The organism is Magnetovibrio blakemorei, assembly GCF_001746755.1.
Taxonomy (GTDB): domain Bacteria; phylum Pseudomonadota; class Alphaproteobacteria; order Rhodospirillales; family Magnetovibrionaceae; genus Magnetovibrio; species Magnetovibrio blakemorei.
On sequence record NZ_MCGG01000025.1, the window covers coordinates 50,595 to 70,520 of the forward strand.

At 54.9% G+C, this 19,926-nt stretch carries 22 protein-coding genes; 10 read left to right on the forward strand and 12 right to left on the reverse strand.

The features are described 5' to 3' along the window. Nucleotides 1–13 precede the first annotated feature (13 nt). Nucleotides 14–1,117 carry an S-methyl-5-thioribose-1-phosphate isomerase gene (gene mtnA, locus BEN30_RS08610; RefSeq protein WP_069957939.1) on the forward strand — a complete coding sequence of 368 codons (1,104 nt, stop codon included), beginning with the start codon at nucleotides 14–16 and terminating at the stop codon, nucleotides 1,115–1,117. Between the two features lie 6 nt (nucleotides 1,118–1,123). Beyond that, a complete protein-coding gene (locus BEN30_RS08615) occupies nucleotides 1,124–1,885 on the forward strand; it encodes a class II aldolase/adducin family protein (protein WP_069957940.1) in 762 nt (253 codons plus the stop codon). A 112-nt stretch (nucleotides 1,886–1,997) separates the two neighbouring features. On the opposite strand, the gene BEN30_RS08620 is transcribed toward BEN30_RS08615, so the two are convergent. From BEN30_RS08620 to petA, 3 genes are read right to left on the reverse strand one after another with little or no spacing between them, the layout of a single operon-like run. Beyond that, entirely contained in the window at nucleotides 1,998–2,846 is an 849-nt protein-coding gene (locus BEN30_RS08620) for a cytochrome c1 (RefSeq protein ID WP_084005281.1), read from the reverse strand. Nucleotides 2,847–2,849: 3 nt separating this feature from the next. Then, a complete protein-coding gene (locus BEN30_RS08625; RefSeq protein ID WP_069957942.1) occupies nucleotides 2,850–4,082 on the reverse strand; it encodes a cytochrome b in 1,233 nt (410 codons plus the stop codon). Between the two features lie 8 nt (nucleotides 4,083–4,090). Beyond that, entirely contained in the window at nucleotides 4,091–4,639 is a 549-nt protein-coding gene (gene petA, locus BEN30_RS08630; RefSeq protein WP_069958024.1) for a ubiquinol-cytochrome c reductase iron-sulfur subunit, read from the reverse strand. A gap of 296 nt (nucleotides 4,640–4,935) precedes the next feature. On the opposite strand from petA, the gene BEN30_RS08635 reads away from it, so the two are divergent. Further along, nucleotides 4,936–5,406 (forward strand): tRNA (cytidine(34)-2'-O)-methyltransferase, encoded by a 471-nt coding sequence (locus tag BEN30_RS08635; protein WP_069957943.1) that lies wholly within the window; start codon nucleotides 4,936–4,938, stop codon nucleotides 5,404–5,406. Here BEN30_RS08635 and BEN30_RS08640 read toward each other — a convergent pair. The 5 genes from BEN30_RS08640 to BEN30_RS08660 all read right to left on the reverse strand — a co-directional run bounded on the left by BEN30_RS08640 (nucleotide 5,398) and on the right by BEN30_RS08660 (nucleotide 9,532). After that, a complete protein-coding gene (locus tag BEN30_RS08640; protein ID WP_069957944.1) occupies nucleotides 5,398–6,693 on the reverse strand; it encodes a CCA tRNA nucleotidyltransferase in 1,296 nt (431 codons plus the stop codon). The two genes, BEN30_RS08635 and BEN30_RS08640, sit on opposite strands and share 9 nt — an antisense overlap. A 35-nt stretch (nucleotides 6,694–6,728) precedes the next feature. Beyond that, nucleotides 6,729–7,082 carry a hypothetical protein gene (locus tag BEN30_RS08645; RefSeq protein ID WP_069957945.1) on the reverse strand — a complete coding sequence of 118 codons (354 nt, stop codon included), beginning with the start codon at nucleotides 7,080–7,082 and terminating at the stop codon, nucleotides 6,729–6,731. Nucleotides 7,083–7,183: 101 nt separating this feature from the next. Beyond that, a complete protein-coding gene (locus tag BEN30_RS08650; protein WP_084005283.1) occupies nucleotides 7,184–7,858 on the reverse strand; it encodes a CoA pyrophosphatase in 675 nt (224 codons plus the stop codon). Nucleotides 7,859–7,891: 33 nt separating this feature from the next. Beyond that, entirely contained in the window at nucleotides 7,892–8,476 is a 585-nt protein-coding gene (locus tag BEN30_RS08655) for a DUF1285 domain-containing protein (RefSeq protein ID WP_069957946.1), read from the reverse strand. A 150-nt stretch (nucleotides 8,477–8,626) separates the two neighbouring features. Continuing rightward, a complete protein-coding gene (locus BEN30_RS08660) occupies nucleotides 8,627–9,532 on the reverse strand; it encodes a LysR family transcriptional regulator (protein WP_069957947.1) in 906 nt (301 codons plus the stop codon). A gap of 114 nt (nucleotides 9,533–9,646) precedes the next feature. On the opposite strand from BEN30_RS08660, the gene BEN30_RS08665 reads away from it, so the two are divergent. The 7 genes from BEN30_RS08665 to BEN30_RS08695 all read left to right on the forward strand — a co-directional run bounded on the left by BEN30_RS08665 (nucleotide 9,647) and on the right by BEN30_RS08695 (nucleotide 15,225). Continuing rightward, nucleotides 9,647–10,351 (forward strand): pirin family protein, encoded by a 705-nt coding sequence (locus tag BEN30_RS08665; RefSeq protein ID WP_069957948.1) that lies wholly within the window; start codon nucleotides 9,647–9,649, stop codon nucleotides 10,349–10,351. Nucleotides 10,352–10,465: 114 nt separating this feature from the next. Further along, nucleotides 10,466–10,885, forward strand: a complete 420-nt coding sequence (locus BEN30_RS08670) for an OsmC family protein (protein ID WP_069957949.1) — start codon at nucleotides 10,466–10,468, stop codon at nucleotides 10,883–10,885. After that, nucleotides 10,857–11,552 carry a hypothetical protein gene (locus tag BEN30_RS08675; RefSeq protein WP_139134936.1) on the forward strand — a complete coding sequence of 232 codons (696 nt, stop codon included), beginning with the start codon at nucleotides 10,857–10,859 and terminating at the stop codon, nucleotides 11,550–11,552. The genes BEN30_RS08670 and BEN30_RS08675 overlap by 29 nt, the downstream gene beginning before the upstream one ends. Before the next feature lie 84 nt (nucleotides 11,553–11,636). Beyond that, nucleotides 11,637–12,008 (forward strand): hypothetical protein, encoded by a 372-nt coding sequence (locus BEN30_RS08680; RefSeq protein ID WP_069957951.1) that lies wholly within the window; start codon nucleotides 11,637–11,639, stop codon nucleotides 12,006–12,008. A gap of 262 nt (nucleotides 12,009–12,270) precedes the next feature. After that, nucleotides 12,271–12,996, forward strand: coding sequence for a c-type cytochrome (locus BEN30_RS08685; protein WP_069957952.1), 726 nt, complete (start codon nucleotides 12,271–12,273; stop codon nucleotides 12,994–12,996). Nucleotides 12,997–13,107: 111 nt separating this feature from the next. Next, complete coding sequence (locus BEN30_RS08690) at nucleotides 13,108–13,677, forward strand: NapC/NirT family cytochrome c (protein ID WP_069957953.1); 570 nt, start codon at nucleotides 13,108–13,110, stop codon at nucleotides 13,675–13,677. Nucleotides 13,678–13,896: 219 nt separating this feature from the next. Further along, nucleotides 13,897–15,225: a methyl-accepting chemotaxis protein gene (locus BEN30_RS08695; RefSeq protein WP_069957954.1), complete on the forward strand. Its 1,329-nt coding sequence runs from the start codon at nucleotides 13,897–13,899 to the stop codon at nucleotides 15,223–15,225. A 109-nt stretch (nucleotides 15,226–15,334) separates the two neighbouring features. Here the strand turns inward: BEN30_RS08695 and gcvPB are convergent, their stop codons facing one another. The 4 genes from gcvPB to gcvT are packed head-to-tail and all read right to left on the reverse strand — an operon-like array spanning nucleotide 15,335 to nucleotide 19,822. After that, complete coding sequence (gene gcvPB, locus BEN30_RS08700; RefSeq protein ID WP_084005287.1) at nucleotides 15,335–16,900, reverse strand: aminomethyl-transferring glycine dehydrogenase subunit GcvPB; 1,566 nt, start codon at nucleotides 16,898–16,900, stop codon at nucleotides 15,335–15,337. Continuing rightward, entirely contained in the window at nucleotides 16,897–18,252 is a 1,356-nt protein-coding gene (gene gcvPA, locus BEN30_RS08705) for an aminomethyl-transferring glycine dehydrogenase subunit GcvPA (RefSeq protein ID WP_069957955.1), read from the reverse strand. Before gcvPA ends, gcvPB begins: the two co-directional genes overlap by 4 nt. A 28-nt stretch (nucleotides 18,253–18,280) precedes the next feature. Next, the gene (gene gcvH / locus BEN30_RS08710) at nucleotides 18,281–18,655 is read right to left on the reverse strand and encodes a glycine cleavage system protein GcvH (protein ID WP_069957956.1); all 375 of its coding nucleotides are present in this window, start codon (nucleotides 18,653–18,655) and stop codon (nucleotides 18,281–18,283) included. A gap of 36 nt (nucleotides 18,656–18,691) precedes the next feature. Further along, nucleotides 18,692–19,822: a glycine cleavage system aminomethyltransferase GcvT gene (gcvT, locus tag BEN30_RS08715; RefSeq protein WP_069957957.1), complete on the reverse strand. Its 1,131-nt coding sequence runs from the start codon at nucleotides 19,820–19,822 to the stop codon at nucleotides 18,692–18,694. Nucleotides 19,823–19,926 lie beyond the last annotated feature (104 nt).

Consider the following 19,926-nt stretch of genomic DNA (forward strand, 5'->3'; position numbering starts at 1 on the left):
AAAGGCTGAAATTATGAAAGTCAACGGAACGCCAATGCGCACCATCTGGGAGTCGGACAACGGTCCTGCGGTGGACATCATCGACCAGACCAAGCTGCCGTTTGAATTTGACACCGTGCGGCTTGAAACGGTGTCGGAAGCGGCGCATGCCATCTTTGATATGTTGGTGCGTGGCGCGCCTTTGATTGGCGCCACGGCGGCTTACGGCATGGCCTTGGCGATGAAAGACGATCCTTCTGACGACAATTTGGAACACGCTTATAAGGTGCTCTATGAAGCGCGGCCGACGGCTGTAAATCTGCGCTGGGCCATTGATGAACAAACTGCATGTTTGAAACCTTTAAAGCCGAACAAGCGCTTTGAAGCGGCGTGGCAGCGCGCGGCGGAAATTGCCGATGAAGACGTGGCTATGTGTTCAAGCATTGGCGATCACGGCAAAGGCTTGATCGAGATGGCTTATGAAAAAGCCGGAAAATCACGCCCGGTGAACATTCTCACCCATTGCAATGCCGGTTGGTTGGCGACCGTGGATTGGGGCACCGCCATCGCACCGATTTACAAGGCGTTTGAGGCAGGCATTCCGGTACATGTGTGGGTCGATGAAACCCGTCCCCGCAACCAAGGTGCCAGCTTGACCGCTTGGGAACTGGGCCAGCACGGCATCCCTCATACGGTGATTGTGGACAACGCCGGGGGGCATTTGATGCAGCACGGCAAGGTCGATTTGTGCATCGTCGGCACTGACCGCACCACCCGCACCGGAGACGTGTGCAACAAGATCGGCACGTATTTGAAAGCTTTGGCAGCCCACGACAACAAGGTGCCGTTTTACGTCGCCCTGCCGGGACCGACCATCGATTGGACGCTGGATGACGGCTTTAAAATTCCCATCGAAGAGCGCGACAGCAGCGAAGTGACGTGGATGACCGGAAAAGACAGAAACGGTGTCGTACGTAGCGTGCGCATCGTGTCTGAGGGCTCCAAGGCGGGAAACCCGGCCTTTGATGTAACTCCGGCGCACTATGTCACCAAGTTGATTACGGAGCGCGGCGTGTGTGAAGCCTCAGAGCAAGGTTTACGATCGCTCTATCCCGAAAAGCCGGAAGCTTGGATCTGACCGGCCATGCGACATATTGATCTCAGAAACAAGATCATCAAGACCGCACTCAGCTTGAACGAAACAGGCTTGAGCGCGGGTGCGTCGGGCAATGTGTCTGCACGGATACCCGATATAGATGGGGATGGCTTTTTGATCACGCCCTCAGGCGTCAAGTATCACAAGCTGCGCGCCGAAGACATTGTGTATATGGATATGGACGGTAAAGCGACGGGGGATTTTGTACCGTCTAGCGAATGGCGCTTTCATTTAGATATCTACAAACAACGCCGTTCCGCCAAAGCCGTCGTCCATGCACACCCGCCTTATGCCACGGCGCTGGCGTGCCTGAACAAAGGCATTCCGGCCTTTCATTATATGGTCGCGGTTGCGGGGGGCAAAGATATCCGCTGCTGCCCGTACAAACCGTTTGGCACATTGGAGCTGTCCGAAGTGGTGCTCGAAGCCCTGGCTGGGCGCAGGGCGTGTCTGATGGGGCACCACGGTCTGATCGCGTTTGGCGACGATCTGGAAAAAGCCCTAAGTCTGGCCGTCGAGGTCGAAGTCTTGGCCAAGCAATACCAACTGGTGTTGCAGATGGGCGAACCGGAACTGCTGAGTGAACAAGATATGGAAGATGTCTTGCACCGTTTTTGGACTTATGGCGACAATGCCCAAAAGGTCGAAAATGAAAAGCGCCGCAAACCGCGCAAGAGCTGGAGCGCCAACATCACCTATCCCAAACGCACCACGTTCTATAAACGTCCCGATGAAAAAGACAATCTTTAGGGGGGCGCACCGACCCCGGTCGTATAAAGCGTGCCAACCACCGATCGCAAACAAAAGCCCCCGCCGGATCCGGCGGGGGCTTTGTTGTTCGACATAAGCTCTGCTTTAAACGTTAGCTCGGCATTTTGTGATCGTCGAGATCCTTTTGATACTGCTCTTCGTAAGGACCGTGGGTGTACTCGTCCAGGCAGAGGCGGCTCCAGATGCGGCGTTTGAGCGCATAGAACATGCCCGTCAGCAAGATCAGGTACAACATAACCTTGATGCCCAGTGATTTGCGGGCTTCCAGCTCAGGCTCTGCAGCCCAGGCGAGGAAGTTCACAATGTACTTGGCTTCTTGTTCGAGATCGACCGTCGTGCCATCTGCAAATTCCACGTCTTCACCGTAGAGCGGCTGAGCCATGAAAATCTGGTTTCCGGGGAAGAACTCGTTGTAGTTCGTCCCTTCGGCCAGTTCGACATGTTCCGGAACTTCTTCCTTATAGCCCTGCAGCAGACTGTAGACATAGTTTGTGCCATTTGCGCGGGCCTTGGTGATGACCGACAGATCCGGAGGATAGGCACCGCCATTGGAATAGCGTGCGGCTTTTTCATTGGGGAACGGAGGCACAAAACGATCCGAGAGGCGTGCGGGACGCATAAACATCTCGCCTTCCTCGTTGGGGCCGTCCTGGACTTCGTAACCGGCAGCCAGTTCCTTGGCTTCGTCTTCCGTCCAACCGATATCCACCAAGTTACGGTACGACATCAACTCCATGGAGTGACAGCCACCGCACACTTGGAAGAAAATCTGCCCGCCACGTTTGATTGCAGTGCGATCAAACGTGCCGAAGATGCCATCGAAGGACCACTTGGCCGTCTTGAGGGCAACACCGCCTTCGCTGGCGATGGCAGAAGATGGCAAGCTCATGCCAAGACCTAAGCTTAGGCCCATTGCTGCTGTTATGAGAATTTTACGCATGGCTCAGTCCTCCTTCGTGCGGCAATTTTTGGATACTTCTTCAAAAATGCTGCTGGGAAGCGGTTTGGGCTTCTCAAGCTTGCCGACCAGCGGCAACAACACCATGAAGTGGAAGAAGTAGTAGCCAGTCGCCAACCGGCTCAAGACCAGATAAATGCCTTCAGCCGGGCGAGCGCCCAACCAGCCCAAGAACAAGCAGTCTGCAACAAAAATCCAGAACAGCTGTTTAAAGATCGGACGGAAGGCTGCGGAGCGAACCTTGGAGGTGTCCAGCCACGGCAGGACAAACAAGATCAGCACGCCAGCAAACATCGCGATCACGCCACCCAATTTATCGGGAACTGCGCGCAAGATTGCGTAGAACGGCAAGAAGTACCATTCCGGCAAAATGTGCGGCGGTGTAACCATCGGGTTCGCCGGGATGTAGTTGTCCGGTTCACCGAAGAAGTTCGGGTAGAAGAACACGAAGAACAAGAAGAAGATCATGAAAATGCCCAGACCGAACAAATCCTTGATCGTGTAGAACGGGTGGAACGGCATCAAATCCTGAGGGGTTTTGATGTCGATGCCCAGCGGGTTGTTGGACTTGTGTACGTGCAACGCCCACAAGTGAACCACAACCAGCATGACCAAAATCATCGGCAGCAGATAATGCCACACGAAGAAGCGGTTGATGGTCGGCATATCGACCGAGAACCCACCCCAAATCCATACCACGATGTAATCGCCGATGACCGGAATTGCGGAGAACAGGTTGGTGATAACCGTAGCGCCCCAGAAGCTCATCTGGCCCCAAGGCAGAACATAACCCATAAAGGCGGTGGCCATCATGGCGAGGTAGATCACCACGCCAACCATCCACAAGATTTCACGCGGGGCTTTGTAAGAGCCAAAGTACATCCCACGGAACATATGAATATAAACGATGATGAAGAACATCGACGCGCCGTTCATGTGCAAATAGCGCAACAACCAGCCGTAGTTCACGTCGCGGACGATGCGTTCCACACTGGCGAACGCCACATCGGCATTCGGCTGGTAGTTCATTGCCAAGAAGATACCCGTGACGAGCATGATCACCAAAATGATGCCTGCGATGGAACCGAAGTTCCACCAGTAGTTCAGGTTTTTCGGTGTTGGATAAGCGATGACGTTGGCTTCAGCATAGCTGAAAATCGGCAGACGATCATCAATCCATTGAACCAAGCGGTTCGAGCTTTTTGTTGAATGTTTCATGGCCAGCCTCACCCAATCACAATGTTTGTGTCGTCCGTAAACGCATACGGCGGCACAGGCAGGTTGAACGGTGCCGGTCCCTTACGGATACGGCCGGAGGTGTCATACGCAGAACCGTGACACGGACAGAACCAGCCGCCCCAATCCCCGCGTTTGTCGCCCAAGTTTTGACCCGAGGGAATGCAACCCAAGTGCGTGCAGACACCGACGGCAATCAGCCATTCGGGTTTTTGCACCCGTTCTGCATCGGTTTGGGGATCACGCAATTCGGCCATGTCCACATCTGCGGCAGAGGCAATTTCTTCTTCCGTGCGGTGACGAATGAAAACGGGCTTGCCGCGCCACATGACGGTGATGGCTTGGCCGACTTCAACGGCGGACAAATCCACCTCGGTCGAAGCCAGCGCCAGCACGTCTTTGGCGGGATTGATGGAATGAATAAAGGGCCATGCTGCAATAGCGACCCCAGCCACGCCAAGCGTGGTCGTAGAAATCAAAAGGAAGTCACGGCGCGGGCCGTCCACTTCTTTGAGAGTATTTGTGGGATTATCCGTCATGATGACGCCTTTCCTGACCGTGGTCACAGGTTCTCGTCACTGCGAGAGGCGGACGGTTTGATTCAGGGGAGTTTCGAAGCTTTTTCGTTGCTCCTGGGCAGCCGTTACGCTGTCCATGACTTGGGTCCTGAAAGCCGTCCTGCAAAATAATTAACAGGGCAGTCACGAAAGATGGCTGCCCGAGTCCGGCATCGGTATATAAGAAATTCACACTAGAAAAAAGGAAAAAAACCAAACTTTTCTAATATAATGGTGTTGCACGTGCGAAGTCGAATGGGTCAAAAACGGAAAATTTTATGAATTTAGCTCTCTTTCAGCCCGATATCCCTCAAAACACAGGCACGCTCTTGCGTACCTGCGCGTGCCTCGGCATAGAGGCCGATATCATAGAACCGTGTGGGTTTGTGTTCTCGGACCGTCATTTGAAGCGCTCTGGGATGGATTATTTGGACTTGGCGCAAATCACCCGACACGTCTCTTGGCAGGCTTTTCGCGCTAAACGCCAGGTTGCAGAGGGCCGTCGCTTGGTTTTGCTCACCACCAAAGGGGCTGTGCCTTATACTCAATTCAGCTTTATGCCGTCCGATGTGCTGCTGTTGGGATCGGAAAGCCAAGGGGTGCCCGACGATGTCCACGACGCGGTAGATGCGCGTTTGACCATCCAAATGCGGCCAGAGGCTCGCTCGCTGAACATCGCCGTGGCGGCGGCTATGGTTTTGGGTGAAGCCCTGCGTCAAATTGGAGGCCAAGCCCAGCTTCTAAGATGATGTGCCGTCGGAACGGGCTTTGATGAGTGCGTCCAACTGTTCCAAGCATTCGGTGCGATCTGGACGGAAGTCTTGTTCGCGCCACCAACTTTGCACCTGTTGGAGCAGCGCGCCCACCTGGGGGCCGCGTTGGAGGCCGCGATCCAAAACGTCTTGTCCGTGCAGGGGAAAGGAAACGGCAACAAAATCGCGGGCGGTTTCGACCATGGACTTCCAGCGTAGGGTGCGCTCCGGTGGCAGGTGGGCTTCCAGCGCCAATTCACCCGCCCAAGCGATCAAGGCGCGATCCACCATCGTGGCGTTCCCGTATTTGTCGCAGTGGATGCGCAGTTCATGATCCGACAGTTCGGACGATATTTTGGGCTCTGCTTTGCACATGGCTAAGAGGTGCGCACACTCTTTGTTGGAAAATTTTAAGCGCGCCGCCACTTGGGCCGTTTGCTCGGGCGTGATGTCGGGTTTGAGCAAGGCGGCCAATCGCCGCACCGGATCGATGTGCACGCCCTCAATTTTCACCGCGCGCTCCAGCAACCACACCAGCATGCGCAAACGACCAACATCGCCCGCCTCGGGCAAAATAAATTCGAGAACTCTTTCGCCGCGCATCAAAAATATGGTGTCGGCCGGGTGGGGGGCGGTGAGGATGCGAAACAGCTCGCCGCGGACCCTTTCGCCGGAAAGTTCGGGCAAGCGCGAGGCCAGCTTGCGACACGCGCGCAACGCCCTGCCGCTGGCCGGGGGCTTGCCGTACTGGGCGTAAAAGCGAAAGAACCGCAGCAATCGCAAGACGTCTTCGTTGATGCGCTGTTCGGCATCGCCGACAAACCGCACCCAGCCTTTACCCAAATCGGCCAGACCATCGTAAGGGTCGTAGACATTGCCCAACTCATCACACGATAAGGTGTTGATGGTGAAATCTCGCCGCGCCGCGTCTTGGGTCCAATCGTCGGTGAATTGCACGCGGGCATGACGGCCAAAATGTTCGACGTCAATGCGCAGGGTGGTGATCTCAAAGTGGTGGGCGTCAACGATCGCTGTGACGGTGCCGTGTTTGATGCCGGTGGGGATCACGTAAATATTAGCCGCTGCCAGGAGTTCCATGACCTGTTCGGGTTCTGTGGGGGTGGCGATGTCAATGTCTTTGGCCGGACGGCCCAGTACGGCATCGCGCACACACCCGCCGATAAAGCGGGCTTCGGCGCCTGCGGCACGAAACGCATCCATCACCGCTTTGGTGGACGGTGCCGTCATCCAGGGTTGGGGGGTGATCAGTCCGGTCGGTTCCACGCGCGCTGCCTCGGGTTCCTTGAATTTTTTGCCACTTACTTTGATTCTGGCTTCGATTTTGGGGTAAATCCACCCTCAATGATTACGCCGTCCTTTTCATAAGGCGCGTGATAGACGCTGTCGGGTGAATTTTGGGGGACAATAAAAACGGACAGCACCAATCCCACCACGGTCAGGGCGACGCCTGCCACGATGAGACGGAACCACGGCATTTTGATATCAAAATCCTCGGGTCTGGTGTGATCGCCCGGAATGCCGTCTGGATGACCTTCGGCTTTGGCTTTGGCGCGATTGGCCTTAATCTGTTTGCGCACCCATTGAATCCACATGAAATACAACACGCTTGGCAGGACCAAGGGCAAGATATAGGAAATGAAGATGCGGGCCATGAGCTCCCCCGTAAGGTTTTGAGCACTGTCTATGAGCACTGTGTTGCATACTGTATTTGTCGCCAATCGCGTCAAGGCTTATCAGGTCGTACTCCGTTCGTCTATGGCGCGAGATTTTGTTGACCTTTAAGGACGCGGTAGAGGTCCATGATCATGCCCGCCGTTGCTCCCCAAATGAAATGGTCTTGATACCCCATGGCGTGAAAGTATCGCTTGGTGCCCGCAAATTCGCGGGCATGACGTTGATGGTTGGTCGAATCCATGAGAAACGCCAGCGGCACTTCGAACACTTCGGCGACCTCGTGGGGGTCCGGAATGAGATCGAACGGGGGTGAGATGATGGCCACGATGGGGCTCACTTCAAATCCCGTTCGGGTCACATAGGTATCGAGCTTGCCGATGATTTCAATGTGGCTTGCGGGCAGGCCGATTTCTTCTTCGGTTTCGCGTAGGGCTGCGGCCACGGCGTCTCGATCTTCGGGTTCGATATGCCCACCGGGAAAGCTGACTTGGCCGGGATGGTGTTCCAAGTGATCGGTGCGCCGAGTGAGCAAAATGGTCAGGTGGTCACCGTGATCCACCAACCCCACCAACACGGCCGCCGGACGCAAAGGGGTGTTGGGTGGGAAATCCGGATTGAGGTCATGATCGCCATGGACGCGTCGCCCAGGGGTGAGATCTGGGGAGGTATCTGGCGCGTGCCGGGGCTTTGGTGAAGGGGCTTCATAAGCCGAGAGCCGTTGGATGATCCAGTCGCGGTTAAATGATCGTTTCAAGACAGAACACCTCGTTTTGAAGGCATCTGTTTGCTAGGCGTCAGAGTCCTGTAAGGACCCCAGTGGAAAAAAAGAGCCGGAACTCCACACGCCAAATATTTTTTCATCATCTAAATCCATCGCCGTGCCGTGTTCGACCAGATCGTAATACACGGCGCGTTCTATGCGGGCCTCAATCGCGCCCGGCATCGCTACATAAGGCGTAAGGACACCGGTCACGGGGCTTGGTTTCATTATTATGGGTACATCTTCGGAAATTGTGATCAGTTTGTCCACATTGGTGCAAAAGCTGATGATTTGATCTTCGCCTTCGCCATGGGTGAAGATTTGTGTGGCGATGAACGGCGCATCCTCGACTTCGATGCGGCCCATTTCCGTCGGTGAAATCAGCCAATACACGCCGTCTTCCGCGCGCATCAAAATGGAGGCAAACAAACACACCATCTCTTTGCGACCAATCGGCGTGCCGTTGTAATACCACACGCCCGCCTGATCGATGCGAATGTCCAAGTCGCCGCAATAACTGCGGCCTTCCAAAGGAACCGGTAAATCCAACGCGGACTGGGGGATCTCTTCGGAGAAAAAATCAAAGTCTCCCTCTTGCACGCGTCTGCCCATTGTTTTCCTGCCGCCCCTTCAACTGAAAGCCCTTGCGGACCTTTGTGGCTTCATCGGTAAATCCACACCGACAATGCTGATATAGGGATTGGACCAAGGATGAAAAGGGAAAAATGCATACAGTGAGGTGAAAAATCGTTTGGCTTTGCTTTAGCTTTCGGTCCAGCCGGGCGTGTGACGGAACCATTCAACCAAAAAGTCGACGAAGGCGCGGACCTTGGGCGAAAGGTTGCGGCTGGACGGATAAACCGCATAAACGCTAAGCGGATCATCATTAAAAGACTCCAGGGCGGGCTCCAATTTGCCCTGCAGCAAGGCGTGATCGACGATGAACGACGGCCCATAAAAAATGCCCACGCCCTGCACGGCGGCGGAACGGATCACAACATCGTTATTCGTCGTGAGGTTGCCGCTGATTTTCACACTCAAGTGTTTACCGTCTTCTTTGAAGGTCCATTCGCCGGGAGTGGAAAGATACGAATAGATGATGCTTTTGTGGTGGCGCAGCTCGCTGGGATGACTGGGTTTACCGTGTTTGCGCCAATACGCCGGAGACGCGCACAAGGTCATGGTAACAGGCGCGATACGCCGCGCAATGAGTGTGGAGTCTTGCAGTCGTGAAATGCGGATCACCGCATCAAAGCCTTCATCCACCAAATTGACCAGACGGTCAGAAAATTCGATGTCCACGTGAATCAGCGGGTAGCGTTCGATAAAGGCGGACAGGGCTTCGGACAAATGCATGGCGCCAAAGGTATGTGGCGCGCTGACGCGCAACTTTCCGCGGGGTTCTTCGCCAAGCGGGGAAACCGCGTCTTGGGCATCTTCCAAGTCGTTCAAAATGCCCCGAGCACGTTCCAGAAAAACCCGTCCTTCGTCGGTCAAGTGCAGCTTGCGGGTGGTGCGCTGAAGCAAACGCACCCGCAGATGATCTTCCAGGGCCGCCACTTGCTTGGATACGGTGGCTTTGGACGCCCCCAATTCGCGGGCCGCTTGGGAAAAGCTGCCCGAATCGATGGTGGCGACAAAGGCTCGCATGCCCGATAGAACGTCCATATCAACCGTTTCCCTTATTGAAACAGTATTGTTCAAAATGGCCTAATTGTCCATCAAAATGGTATGCCGTAAAGTGATCGTCACATGAACCTATCAGACTGTGGAGGACTGAATATGATCACCGTTTCAAATTTTCAGAACTTCGGCCATCAAGATCATGGATGGCTGAACGCCTGCCATCACTTTAGTTTTGCCGATTATTACGACCCCGCCCGCATGGGTTTTGGGCCGCTTCGGGTGTGGAATGACGATCATATCAAGGCGGGTACGGGCTTTCCGCTGCACGGCCACCGGGATATGGAAATCATCACCTATGTGCGTCAGGGTGCGGTCAGCCATGAAGACAGCCTGGGCAATCGGGGCCGCACGGCGGCGGGGCAAGTGCAAGTGATGAGCGCGGGTACCGGCATTCGTCACGCGGAGTACAACGTCGAAAATGAAGACCTGGATTTGTTTCAGATTTGGTTGGAGCCCGACGAGAGCGGGCATCAACCGCGTTGGGACATGCGCACGTTTGACCGGGATCATAATTCCCATGGCTTTGTGACGTTGGTGTCGGGGCGCCATGGCAAGCCTCAGCCAGACAGCCTGTTTATCCATCAAGACGCGGCCTTGTTGGCGGCGGTGATGGACCAAGGTCAAGTCCATCGCCTGCACATCGAGCCGGGGCGGCGCATGTATATCGTTCCTGCACGGGGTGAAATCGAAGTGAACGGCGTCAATATCACCGAGCGCGGGGCTGCCGAAATCAGCAATGAGAGCGAGCTGGTCCTCAACGCCTTGGTTGATGCGGAAGTGGTAGTGCTGGATCTTCCTTAAGCAACAATAATCAAACCTAAACGGGGATATATTTGCTAAACTGCAATCTGATACATGTTCCGGACCTAAGCGGCTGGGGCATGTGATTTGAGTGTTTAAGTTTAAGGAAGCAAAATGAAAGCAGAAGTAAAATGGCTGGGCGGGCGCGCATTTGAAGGCACGCCCGACAGTGGGCATAGCGTGATCATGGATAGTTCGCCGGCATTCGGTGGCGAAGACCGGGGCGTGCGACCCATGGAACTGCTGCTTTTGGGGATGGGGGGCTGTACCTCCATCGACGTGATGAACATCTTGGAAAAATCACGTCAAGATGTGAGCGGCTGCGTTGCCGAAATTTCCGCTGATCGTGCCGATGAAGATCCAAAGGTATTTGTGCGCATTCACGTGCATTTTAAAGTGACCGGGCGCAACGTGGAAGCCAAGCGGGTTGAACGTGCGATTGAACTGTCGGCGGAAAAATACTGCTCTGCATCCATCATGTTGGGCAAAACGGCGGAGATTACCCATGACTTTGAAATTATCGAATCCGATTAAGTTGGGCCTGGTGTTGGCTCTGGTGAGCAGCGCTGCGGCCTGCACATCGACCGGCTTCACCAACAATCCTCTGGAACGCAAATTGTCCTGGTTTTCCTACATGGAAGGTGGGGATATCCGGGCTGCGTGCGGACCGGCCACCCCCAACCGCTACCGTTTGGTCTACAACGGTGTTTATAACGAACAGGTGCGAACCTATGAGTTGATCGCTGAAAGACATCTGAATGTTGGCGTGATTGAAGCCGTGGACCTGACACAGTTTGGTGAAGGGATCGGTGGCATTCTTGCCCCTTGGCAGGCCAAAATGGTGGGCCGAGATTTGGATCAGGAGCAGTCCCGGGCACTGGTCAATGCGTTGGCTGTGGATGGTGCGTTTGGGCCACCAGCGGTGGATACCGAACTGTCGTCACGGGGCTTCTTTTGGACCATCGCCGCGTGCCATCAAGGGGCATATCATTTTACGGCGCTGGCGTGGCCGTCCCAAGCTTGGGATGACGCAACGTTTGACGATGTCCTTTTCGCTTTAGATCCGTCCCCCATTGCGGTGAATCCACCGCGCAAGACGCTTTTGGATCGCATCAATACGGGTGGGCCAAAAAATGTAGAAAGTATTTTCAACACCAAGGTGGGGGAAAACGGACTGGCGGGATTCCAGCCGCTTTTTTAGAACAGAACAAAGATTGCTGTGAGCGTCGGAGATGGCTAGACTACCCAGTCGTGGGAGAAACCAACGAGGGTAAAGGGGGCTAGAATGCCATATGTGATGCGCAACGCCGAAGGCCGGATCGTCGCCGTTTTGAGCGAACAGGTTGAAGGCAGCGAAATGGTTTCGGCCAACGATCCGGGTCTGGGACAATTCTTAGCCGCCGACAGTCCCGAGCAGCGTGCCCAACGTGAGCTGATGGAATCCGATCTGGGCTTGATCCGCGTGATTGAAGATTTGATCAACGTGCTGGTCGAGCGTGGTGTGATCATGTTCAATGACTTCCCCGAACCGGTGCAGCGCAAGTTGTTGATGCGCAGCGGCATGCGTAAAGAGTTTTCTTACGTGGACGATTTGTTCAACGCCGACGACAATGAATTTTTGCCACCACCGGATGAAGACGGCGAAGGCTTTCTTTAAGTTCTTCAAGTGCTTTTAGGCATTGATTCAGAGCGGTCTAATATTTGTGTGATCAAATAAAGATTGCGCACACCCCCAAAGAACAGTACTATTTTGTGGATTTCTGAGGGGGGGAATTGACCGTTCAATTTCTTGTGGAAATCTCCCTGCGCGTGCGCAGGTTAGAGACCCGTGAAAACGGGAGGGGACTTGTGCGTCTTCATTCATGGCGGCAAGTCGAAGAGTTTCGTTCACTTAAAACTCCAAAAAGGGGATTTTATAAATGTTGAAAAAAATCATGACCACAGCCGTTTTGTCATGTGTTGCCGCTGCGTTCATCGTTGTTGCTGTTCCGACAATGGTTAAAGCGGAAGACGATTCTTCCATCGCGCGCGGTGGAATGCTGTACGACAAATGGTTTAAGGTTATTGGGGCGCAAAAACCCTCTGAAACACATAAAGCGTGGCCTGCCGCCAACACCAAAAAATCCGGCGACGTGACCTGGCGCTGTAAATCGTGCCATGGCTGGGATATGAAGGGCAAAGACGGCGCTTACGCCAAAGGCTCTTATCTGACCGGTATCAAAGGTCTTGGCGCTATGGCCAATGCTGACAGCGCAAAAATCATTGCTGTCATTAAAGACGACACCCACGGCATGGGCGGTATGATGGCGGATCAAGATATGATGGATCTGGCCAACTTCGTCAGCAAGGGGCAGTTCGATATGGGCACCTACATCGACTATGCCACCAAAAAGGTTAAGGGCGATGTGGCCAAAGGTGCGGCTTATTACAACACCGTGTGCGCAAAGTGCCACGGTGCCGACGGTACCTTGCCCAAAGAAATGGAAGAAACCGTTGGTGGGTTGAGCAATGATAACCCGTGGGAAATCATGCACAAAATCATGAACGGCCAACCGGCGGAAAACATGCCGGCTATGCGGGCCTTTGGCCCTGAAGTGTCGGCGGATATTCTCGCCTACGCTCAATCACTTCCGGCCAAGAAGTAATTTGACAAAGCCCTCTTCTTAAGCCCGCTTTCGCGCGGGTTGGGAAGGGGGCTTTTTTCTTTCAGAAAACGGGCTGCACACGACTGTGGCCCCGACTGGTGGGGTTTTTTGATGATACGTACATTATGGCAAAGGTTGTGGCAGCCTTCCAAACGGTTTGCCATTGGGGTTATTTTTATCGTCGGTGGCGTTGGTGGGGTGATTTTTTGGGGTGGCTTTAACACCTTCATGGAACACACCAATACCTTAGAGTTCTGTATTTCGTGTCATGAAATGCGGGACACCGTTTATGAAGAATACAAAACCAGCGTGCACTATTCCAACCCGTCCGGGGTGCGCGCCATTTGTTCCGATTGCCACGTACCAAAGGCGTGGGGTCCGAAGTTGGTGCGCAAAATTCAAGCCTCCAACGAGTTGCTGCACAAAGTGCTGGGCACGATCGATACCCCTGAAAAATTTGAAGAGCATCGCTTGGAATTGGCACAGCGGGTATGGGCAGCTATGGAGGCCAACGATTCACGAGAGTGTCGCAATTGTCATAGTTTTGATGCGATGCACTGGGAAAAGCAGCGCCGCCGATCCAGCGAAAAAATGCAAGAAGCGGTCAAAAAGGGCCAGACCTGCATTGAATGTCACAAGGGCATTGCGCACAAGCGCCCCAAACAAGAACGCGACGATTAATGTTTCGATATGCAAAAAAATGAGGGCTCAAAACGGAGCCCTCATTTTTTTGTGCTCGCATTGCGTTGATCTTCGTGCGGAGGCAAGGGTCAATCATAGGATGAATGGGGAGGTGTTTTTTCATTTCTCGTCAACATATTTGTGTTAAGACGGTGCGGAATTGAGATGGCGCCTTAATAAGTCAAATGATTTTGAATAATGAGAAAGCAGGGTGGGGTTATGTCTGGAAACAATCAAATATTGAGTGACGAGATCGTCCAATTTTTGTCGCAAGGTCTATATCAACAAGCGATCGAGTTGGGGCAATCTGAAAATGGCGGAGACGCCATTGCAGCCCTGTGCCGTGTTCTTGAAGAAAATGATCGGACCAACCTGTCGGGAACCATCCAGGTGGCCGTCGAATGCGGTGATGCGATGGTGTCCATTGCAGAAATGACCCGCGACGTTCATGAAGTCAACAATCGTTCCCAAGCGATTGCCGCTGCGGCCGAAGAAATGGTTGCCTCCGTCAACGAAATCGCCCGCACCAGTGAGGCCGCCGCCGCCGATGCCAACACCGTTGAAAACAGTGCCGCCGAAGGCATGAGGTCGGCGGAACAGGCCGTGCAGACCATGGAAAATATTGCCAAGGCCGTTCAGGAAGCGGCGCACAAAGTGGACACGTTGGCGGAAGCCTCCACCAAGATCGGCCAAATTGTCGAAAGCATCGAAGCCATTGCCAAACAAACGAACCTTCTGGCGCTGAACGCCACCATCGAAGCCGCACGTGCGGGTGAGGCGGGCAAAGGTTTTGCGGTTGTGGCGGGTGAAGTTAAAAACCTTGCCAATCAAACGGCCAAGGCGACCGATGACATTCGCAGCCGTATCGATCACTTGCGTACCGAAATGACGGGCATCGTCACGTCTATGGAAAATGGCGCAGAAGCCGTTAAGGATGGTCAAAAAATCATCGTCTCTACGGGAGACGGAATGCGGGCCATCGGTGAGCAGATTACAGGCGTGACCGGCAAAATGCAGGAAATCGCGGCGATTTTGGCTCAACAAAGCGAAGCTTCTACGGAAGTGGCGCAAGGCGTAACCTCCATCGCGGATATGTCCAGTCGCAATTCCAGCGAAATCAATCAAGTTGCCGACGCAATGGACAAGGCCAACGCCGTGATCATTGGTCGTGTGCAGAGTTTGGGTGAGAGGGACATCTCTCACAAGGTCATCTATCTCGCCAAGTCGGACCACACGACGTTCAAGAAAAACATCATGGATACGTTGATTGGCCGCAAAGCGCTTAAGCCGGAAGACCTGGCAGACCACAACAACTGTCGTCTGGGTAAATGGTATTATGCCGTTACCGATAGCGACATTAAGAATTCAAGCGCTTTCAAACGCATGGCTGACCCTCATGAACGGGTCCATCGTTATGGTAAAAAAGTTCTGCAAGATTTATATGCGAACAACATGAACGATGCTTTGACCGCAGCCAAGAATATGGAGGAGGCCTCAAAAGAAGTCATCAGCCTCCTTGACGAACTGGCGGTTGAACTCGGCCATTAAGCCGTCGATCGGGCCGCGTTCATCGAGTGATGGCGCGTTGAAAATAAAAAGAGTGGCGGTCCTTATGGGGCGCCACTCTTTTTTTATGTGCAGGCTTTAAAGCCTGCACTCAGTTTGCGTCCGGGCTCCACCTCAACACCGGTTTGCGTGCGGCGGCGGTTTCGTCGAGGCGACGACGTGGGGTGAGCACCGGGGCATTTTTGAAGAACTGAGCGTCGCCGGACTGGGCGCGCGCGTTGAGCCCGCGGAGCGTTTTGATATACAGATCCAGCGTTTCCTTGGCTTCCGATTCCGTGGGCTCCATCAAAAGCGCGCCGTGCACCACCAGCGGGAAGTACATGGTCATGGGGTGAAAACCCTCGTCGATCATGGCTTTGGCGAAGTCCAAGGTGGTGACCCCGGTGTCTTTCAAGAAATGATCGTCGAACAGAACTTCGTGCATGCACATGCCGTCGAACGACACGCTCATTTGGTCTTGCAGCTCAGCGCGCAGATAATTGGCGTTGAGCACGGCATCGCTGGACGCTTGGCGCAAGCCGTCTGCACCGTGGCTCATCATGAACGCCAGGGCGCGGATGAACACGCCCATCTGGCCGTGATAGCCTTTCAGACGACCAAACGGTTTTGCGTCTGAATCCGCTTTGTGTTCTACCAAATCGAAGCCGTCTTTGCCGTGCACGATGTAAGGCAGGGGTGCAAACGGGGCGAGCGCTTCGGATAACACCACCGGACCGGCACCCGGTCCACCGCCGCCGTGGGGTGTGGAAAAGGTCTTGTGCAAATTCAAGTGCATGCAGTCGATGCCCAAGTCGCCGGGACGCACACGTCCGACAATGGCGTTGAAGTTTGCGCCGTCGCAATAAAAATATCCGCCTGCGTCGTGGATGGCGTCGGCAATTTCGATCACTTCGTTTTCAAACAGGCCGCAGGTGTTGGGGTTGGTGAGCATGATGCCCGCCACGTCCGGTCCTAATTTGGCTTTGAAGGCTGCAAAGTCCACCCGGCCCCGTTCGGTGGCAGGAATGGAATCGACGCTAAAGCCGCACGCCGCCGCGGTGGCGGGGTTCGTGCCGTGGGCGCTTTCGGGCACCAAGACACGCTTGCGGACGTCGGCTTCGCCGCGATCTTCAAGGGCGGCTTTGATGGCCATCATGCCACACAGCTCACCGTGTGCGCCCGCTGCCGGGCTCATTGCCACGGCGGGCATGGCGCACAGGGTTTTGATCCAGTGCGCCAACGTGTCGATCAGTTCCAGCGCGCCCTGGGCGGTGCTGGTGGGCTGCATCGGATGCAGATCGCCCAGGCCTTTCAGGCGGGCAATCTTTTCGTTGACCCGGGGGTTGTGCTTCATGGTGCACGATCCCAACGGATAGAAGCCGCTGTCGATGCCATAGTTTTTTTGGCTGAGACGGGTGTAGTGACGCACCACTTGCGGCTCAGATAAGCCGGGCAAGCCTACTTTGTCTTTGCGTCGCAGTCCGCCCAAGCGGTTGTCAGAGACTTTGACGTCGGCCAGATCAACGCCGGTGCGTCCGTCTTCACCCAATTCGAAAATTAGCGGTTCAGCAAAATCGAGCCCTTTGGAGCCGCTGATGGTTTGCTGGGCGGGGGCTTGAGAGCCACCCACAGGAACGTTGGTGCGGCCCTGAGAGAGATCGCGTGATTGATCGCTCATGACAAAATCTCCTCAAGGGCTTGGACCAGCGCGGTCATGTCCGCGTCGGTGTTTGTTTCGGTCACGGCAACCAACATATAATTTTTCAAATCATTTCGGTCTGGCAGCAAGCGCGTCAGGGGCACACCACCCAAGATGCCGCGCTTGGCCAAGGCTTCAACCACCTCTTCGGCGGGCTGGGAAAGCTTCACCGTGAATTCGTTGAAGAAGCTGTCGTTCATCAGTTCGACACCATCAATGGCAGCCAGTTTATCGGCCAGTGTGCAGGCGTTGGCGTGGTTGAGACGCGCCAAACGGCTTAAGCCTTCTTCGCCCAGCAAGGACGCATGGATGGTGAACGCCAGCGCGCACAGTCCGGCGTTGGTACAGATGTTCGAGGTCGCTTTTTCCCGGCGGATGTGTTGTTCGCGGGTCGATAGGGTCAACACCCAACCGCGTTGGCCTTCGACGTCCTGGGTTTGTCCTGTAACCCGACCCGGCATTTGCCGCACCAGCTTGGACGTGGTGGCAAACAGGCCCACGTAAGGGCCGCCGTAACTCAACGCAATGCCCAAAGACTGGCCCTCGGCGGTGACGATGTCCGCGCCCAAGTTACCGGGGGCCTCCAACAAACCCAGCGAGACGATTTCGGTGGTCACCGCCACCACCAGTGCGCCTTTGGCATGGGCGGCTTCAGCGATGGGGCGCAAATCGATGATGCGCCCAAACATGTCGGGGCTTTGCACCACCACACACGCGGTGTTGTCGTCGATTAAGTCAATGACACTGGCCGGATCGGCGGGGCGGGTGGGGTCAGAATCAGGATGCACCAATTCGATGTTCAACGAATGGGCGCTGGTCTTGGTGACGTCAAAATAATGTGCGTGAAGCCCACCCGCCAAAACCGCACGGTTGCGCCGGGTCGCCCTGGCCGCCATCAAAACGGCTTCGGCAGTTGCCGTTGCGCCGTCATACATGGACGCGTTGGCCACTTCCATGCCCGTCAACAGGGCGACTTGGGTTTGGAATTCGAACAAATACTGAAGCGTGCCTTGGGACACTTCCGGCTGGTAGGGGGTGTAGGCGGTGAGAAATTCTCCGCGCTGCACCATATAATCGACCGTCGCCGGAACGTGATGACGATACGCCCCCGCACCCAAAAAACTGGGTGCGATGGACGGCGACAAATTCTTGGCCGCCATGGCGCTAAAGGTGCGTTCGACCTCCATCTCACCGACGGCGAGGGGCAGGTCTACGGGGGCTTGCAACAGGGCCTTTTGGGGCACGTCGCAATACAGATCTTCAACAGTCTTTGCGCCAATGGCGTCAAGCATGTCTTTGCGGTCTTGTTCGGTATGCGGCAGGTAACGCATCAGCGCGAATTCCTTAAATTGAGAGCACTTAGTCGAGGCTTTCCACGTAAACGTCGTACTCTTCTTCATCCATCAGATCGTCAAGTTCGGACGGGTCGGACAGTCTGATTTTGAAGAACCAGCCGTCTTCTGCGGGGTCTCCGGACACAGTTGCCGGATCATCGGCAATGCCAGCGTTGCCTTCAATCACTTCGCCCGATACCGGAGCATAAACTTCGGATGCCGCTTTGACCGATTCGACAACGGCAGCTTCGTCGCCCTTGGACAGCATGCGGCCCTCGTCGGGCACTTCGACGAACACCAAGTCGCCCAATTGTCCTAAGGCATAAGCGGTGACGCCAACCGTAGCGATGTCGCCGTCTAAGTTGATCCATTCGTGGTCTTTGGTGAATTTGAGGCTCATGGTGAAATTCCCGTGTTTGTAAAGTGTGAGGTCGTTTTAAACTTTGTAGCTTTTGTCGGTGAACGGCATTTTGACGATTTTGGCCGCCAACGGTTTGTTGCGCACGATCAAGTTGACGGGCGTGCCGGGCGCGGCAAAGGCTGATTGAACATAGCCCATGGCGATGGGGCCTCCGACCGAGGGGCCAAAGCCACCACTGGTGATGGTGCCGATGGCATGGCCTTCTAAGTCTTGCACTTCGGTGCCATCCCGCGCAGGCGCACGGCCTTCGGGCAAGATGCCGACCCGTTGTTGCTCGGTGCCGTTTTGCAACTGCGCCAAAATGATATCCGCGCCGGGAAAGCCGCCTTCTTCACGGCGGCGCTTGTTCACCACCCATTTGATGTCGGCTTCAACAGGTGTCGTTTCCGTCGTGATGTCGTGACCGTAGAGGCACAACCCGGCTTCCAGACGCAAGCTGTCACGTGCGCCCAATCCGGCAGGTTCGACTTCGGGCTGGTCCAGCAATAATTTGGCGAAGGCTTCGGCCTGGGCACTGGGGACGGAAATTTCAAAGCCATCTTCACCGGTGTAGCCCGAGCGGGTGACGAAGCAGTCAATGCCATTGATGGTGACTTCTTTAAACGTCATGAAGGTCATAGCCGCGGTCTCAGGGGCCAAGCGCGCCAAAACGTCACCGGCTTTGGGGCCTTGCAGCGCCAACAGGGCGCGATCGGTGAGGACTTCAAGGGTGGCGCGACCTTTGGTACCCGCTTCGATGTGGGCGAAGTCTTGGTCTTTACATGCGGCGTTGACGACCAGATAAAGCCCGTCCGCAATGCGCGTGGCCATCAGGTCGTCCAAAATGCCACCCTGATCGTTCAGCAAAACGGTGTAGCGGGTCTTACCCACTTGCATCGCTTGGTAATCGCCGGGCACCAGGGTTTCAAAGGCTTGGATGGCATCCGCTCCGCGCAAGAAGCCCTGACCCATGTGCGAGACGTCAAACAACGACGCACTGGCGCGGGTGTGCAGATGTTCTTTGAGAATGCCTGCAGGGTATTGAACCGGCATGGCATATCCGGCAAACGGCACCATTTTGGCACCCAGCGCCCGGTGCAGGCCGTCTAAAGGCGTGATGAGTAGATCTTGCGGGTTTGTATCTTCTGAATTTGTGGCGGCGCTCATCTCAGGTCTCCTCACAGAATCTGGCAGCCACCAATCCACATGGATTTAGTGCTGCCCCACTCTGTCACGGAACCTGAAAGATTCCTCAGCTGATCCCATACGCG

Coding starts and splice junctions, on each gene's coding strand:
- mtnA (WP_069957939.1), top strand. CDS start 14: ATGAAAGTCAACGGAACGCCAATGCGCACCATCTGGGAGTCGGACAAC.
- BEN30_RS08615 (WP_069957940.1), top strand. CDS start 1,124: ATGCGACATATTGATCTCAGAAACAAGATCATCAAGACCGCACTCAGC.
- BEN30_RS08620 (WP_084005281.1), bottom strand. CDS start 2,846: ATGCGTAAAATTCTCATAACAGCAGCAATGGGCCTAAGCTTAGGTCTT.
- BEN30_RS08625 (WP_069957942.1), bottom strand. CDS start 4,082: ATGAAACATTCAACAAAAAGCTCGAACCGCTTGGTTCAATGGATTGAT.
- petA (WP_069958024.1), bottom strand. CDS start 4,639: ATGACGGATAATCCCACAAATACTCTCAAAGAAGTGGACGGCCCGCGC.
- BEN30_RS08635 (WP_069957943.1), top strand. CDS start 4,936: ATGAATTTAGCTCTCTTTCAGCCCGATATCCCTCAAAACACAGGCACG.
- BEN30_RS08645 (WP_069957945.1), bottom strand. CDS start 7,082: ATGGCCCGCATCTTCATTTCCTATATCTTGCCCTTGGTCCTGCCAAGC.
- BEN30_RS08655 (WP_069957946.1), bottom strand. CDS start 8,476: ATGGGCAGACGCGTGCAAGAGGGAGACTTTGATTTTTTCTCCGAAGAG.
- BEN30_RS08660 (WP_069957947.1), bottom strand. CDS start 9,532: ATGGACGTTCTATCGGGCATGCGAGCCTTTGTCGCCACCATCGATTCG.
- BEN30_RS08665 (WP_069957948.1), top strand. CDS start 9,647: ATGATCACCGTTTCAAATTTTCAGAACTTCGGCCATCAAGATCATGGA.
- BEN30_RS08670 (WP_069957949.1), top strand. CDS start 10,466: ATGAAAGCAGAAGTAAAATGGCTGGGCGGGCGCGCATTTGAAGGCACG.
- BEN30_RS08675 (WP_139134936.1), top strand. CDS start 10,857: ATGACTTTGAAATTATCGAATCCGATTAAGTTGGGCCTGGTGTTGGCT.
- BEN30_RS08680 (WP_069957951.1), top strand. CDS start 11,637: ATGCCATATGTGATGCGCAACGCCGAAGGCCGGATCGTCGCCGTTTTG.
- BEN30_RS08685 (WP_069957952.1), top strand. CDS start 12,271: ATGTTGAAAAAAATCATGACCACAGCCGTTTTGTCATGTGTTGCCGCT.
- BEN30_RS08690 (WP_069957953.1), top strand. CDS start 13,108: ATGATACGTACATTATGGCAAAGGTTGTGGCAGCCTTCCAAACGGTTT.
- BEN30_RS08695 (WP_069957954.1), top strand. CDS start 13,897: ATGTCTGGAAACAATCAAATATTGAGTGACGAGATCGTCCAATTTTTG.
- gcvPB (WP_084005287.1), bottom strand. CDS start 16,900: ATGAGCGATCAATCACGCGATCTCTCTCAGGGCCGCACCAACGTTCCT.
- gcvPA (WP_069957955.1), bottom strand. CDS start 18,252: ATGCGTTACCTGCCGCATACCGAACAAGACCGCAAAGACATGCTTGAC.
- gcvH (WP_069957956.1), bottom strand. CDS start 18,655: ATGAGCCTCAAATTCACCAAAGACCACGAATGGATCAACTTAGACGGC.
- gcvT (WP_069957957.1), bottom strand. CDS start 19,822: ATGAGCGCCGCCACAAATTCAGAAGATACAAACCCGCAAGATCTACTC.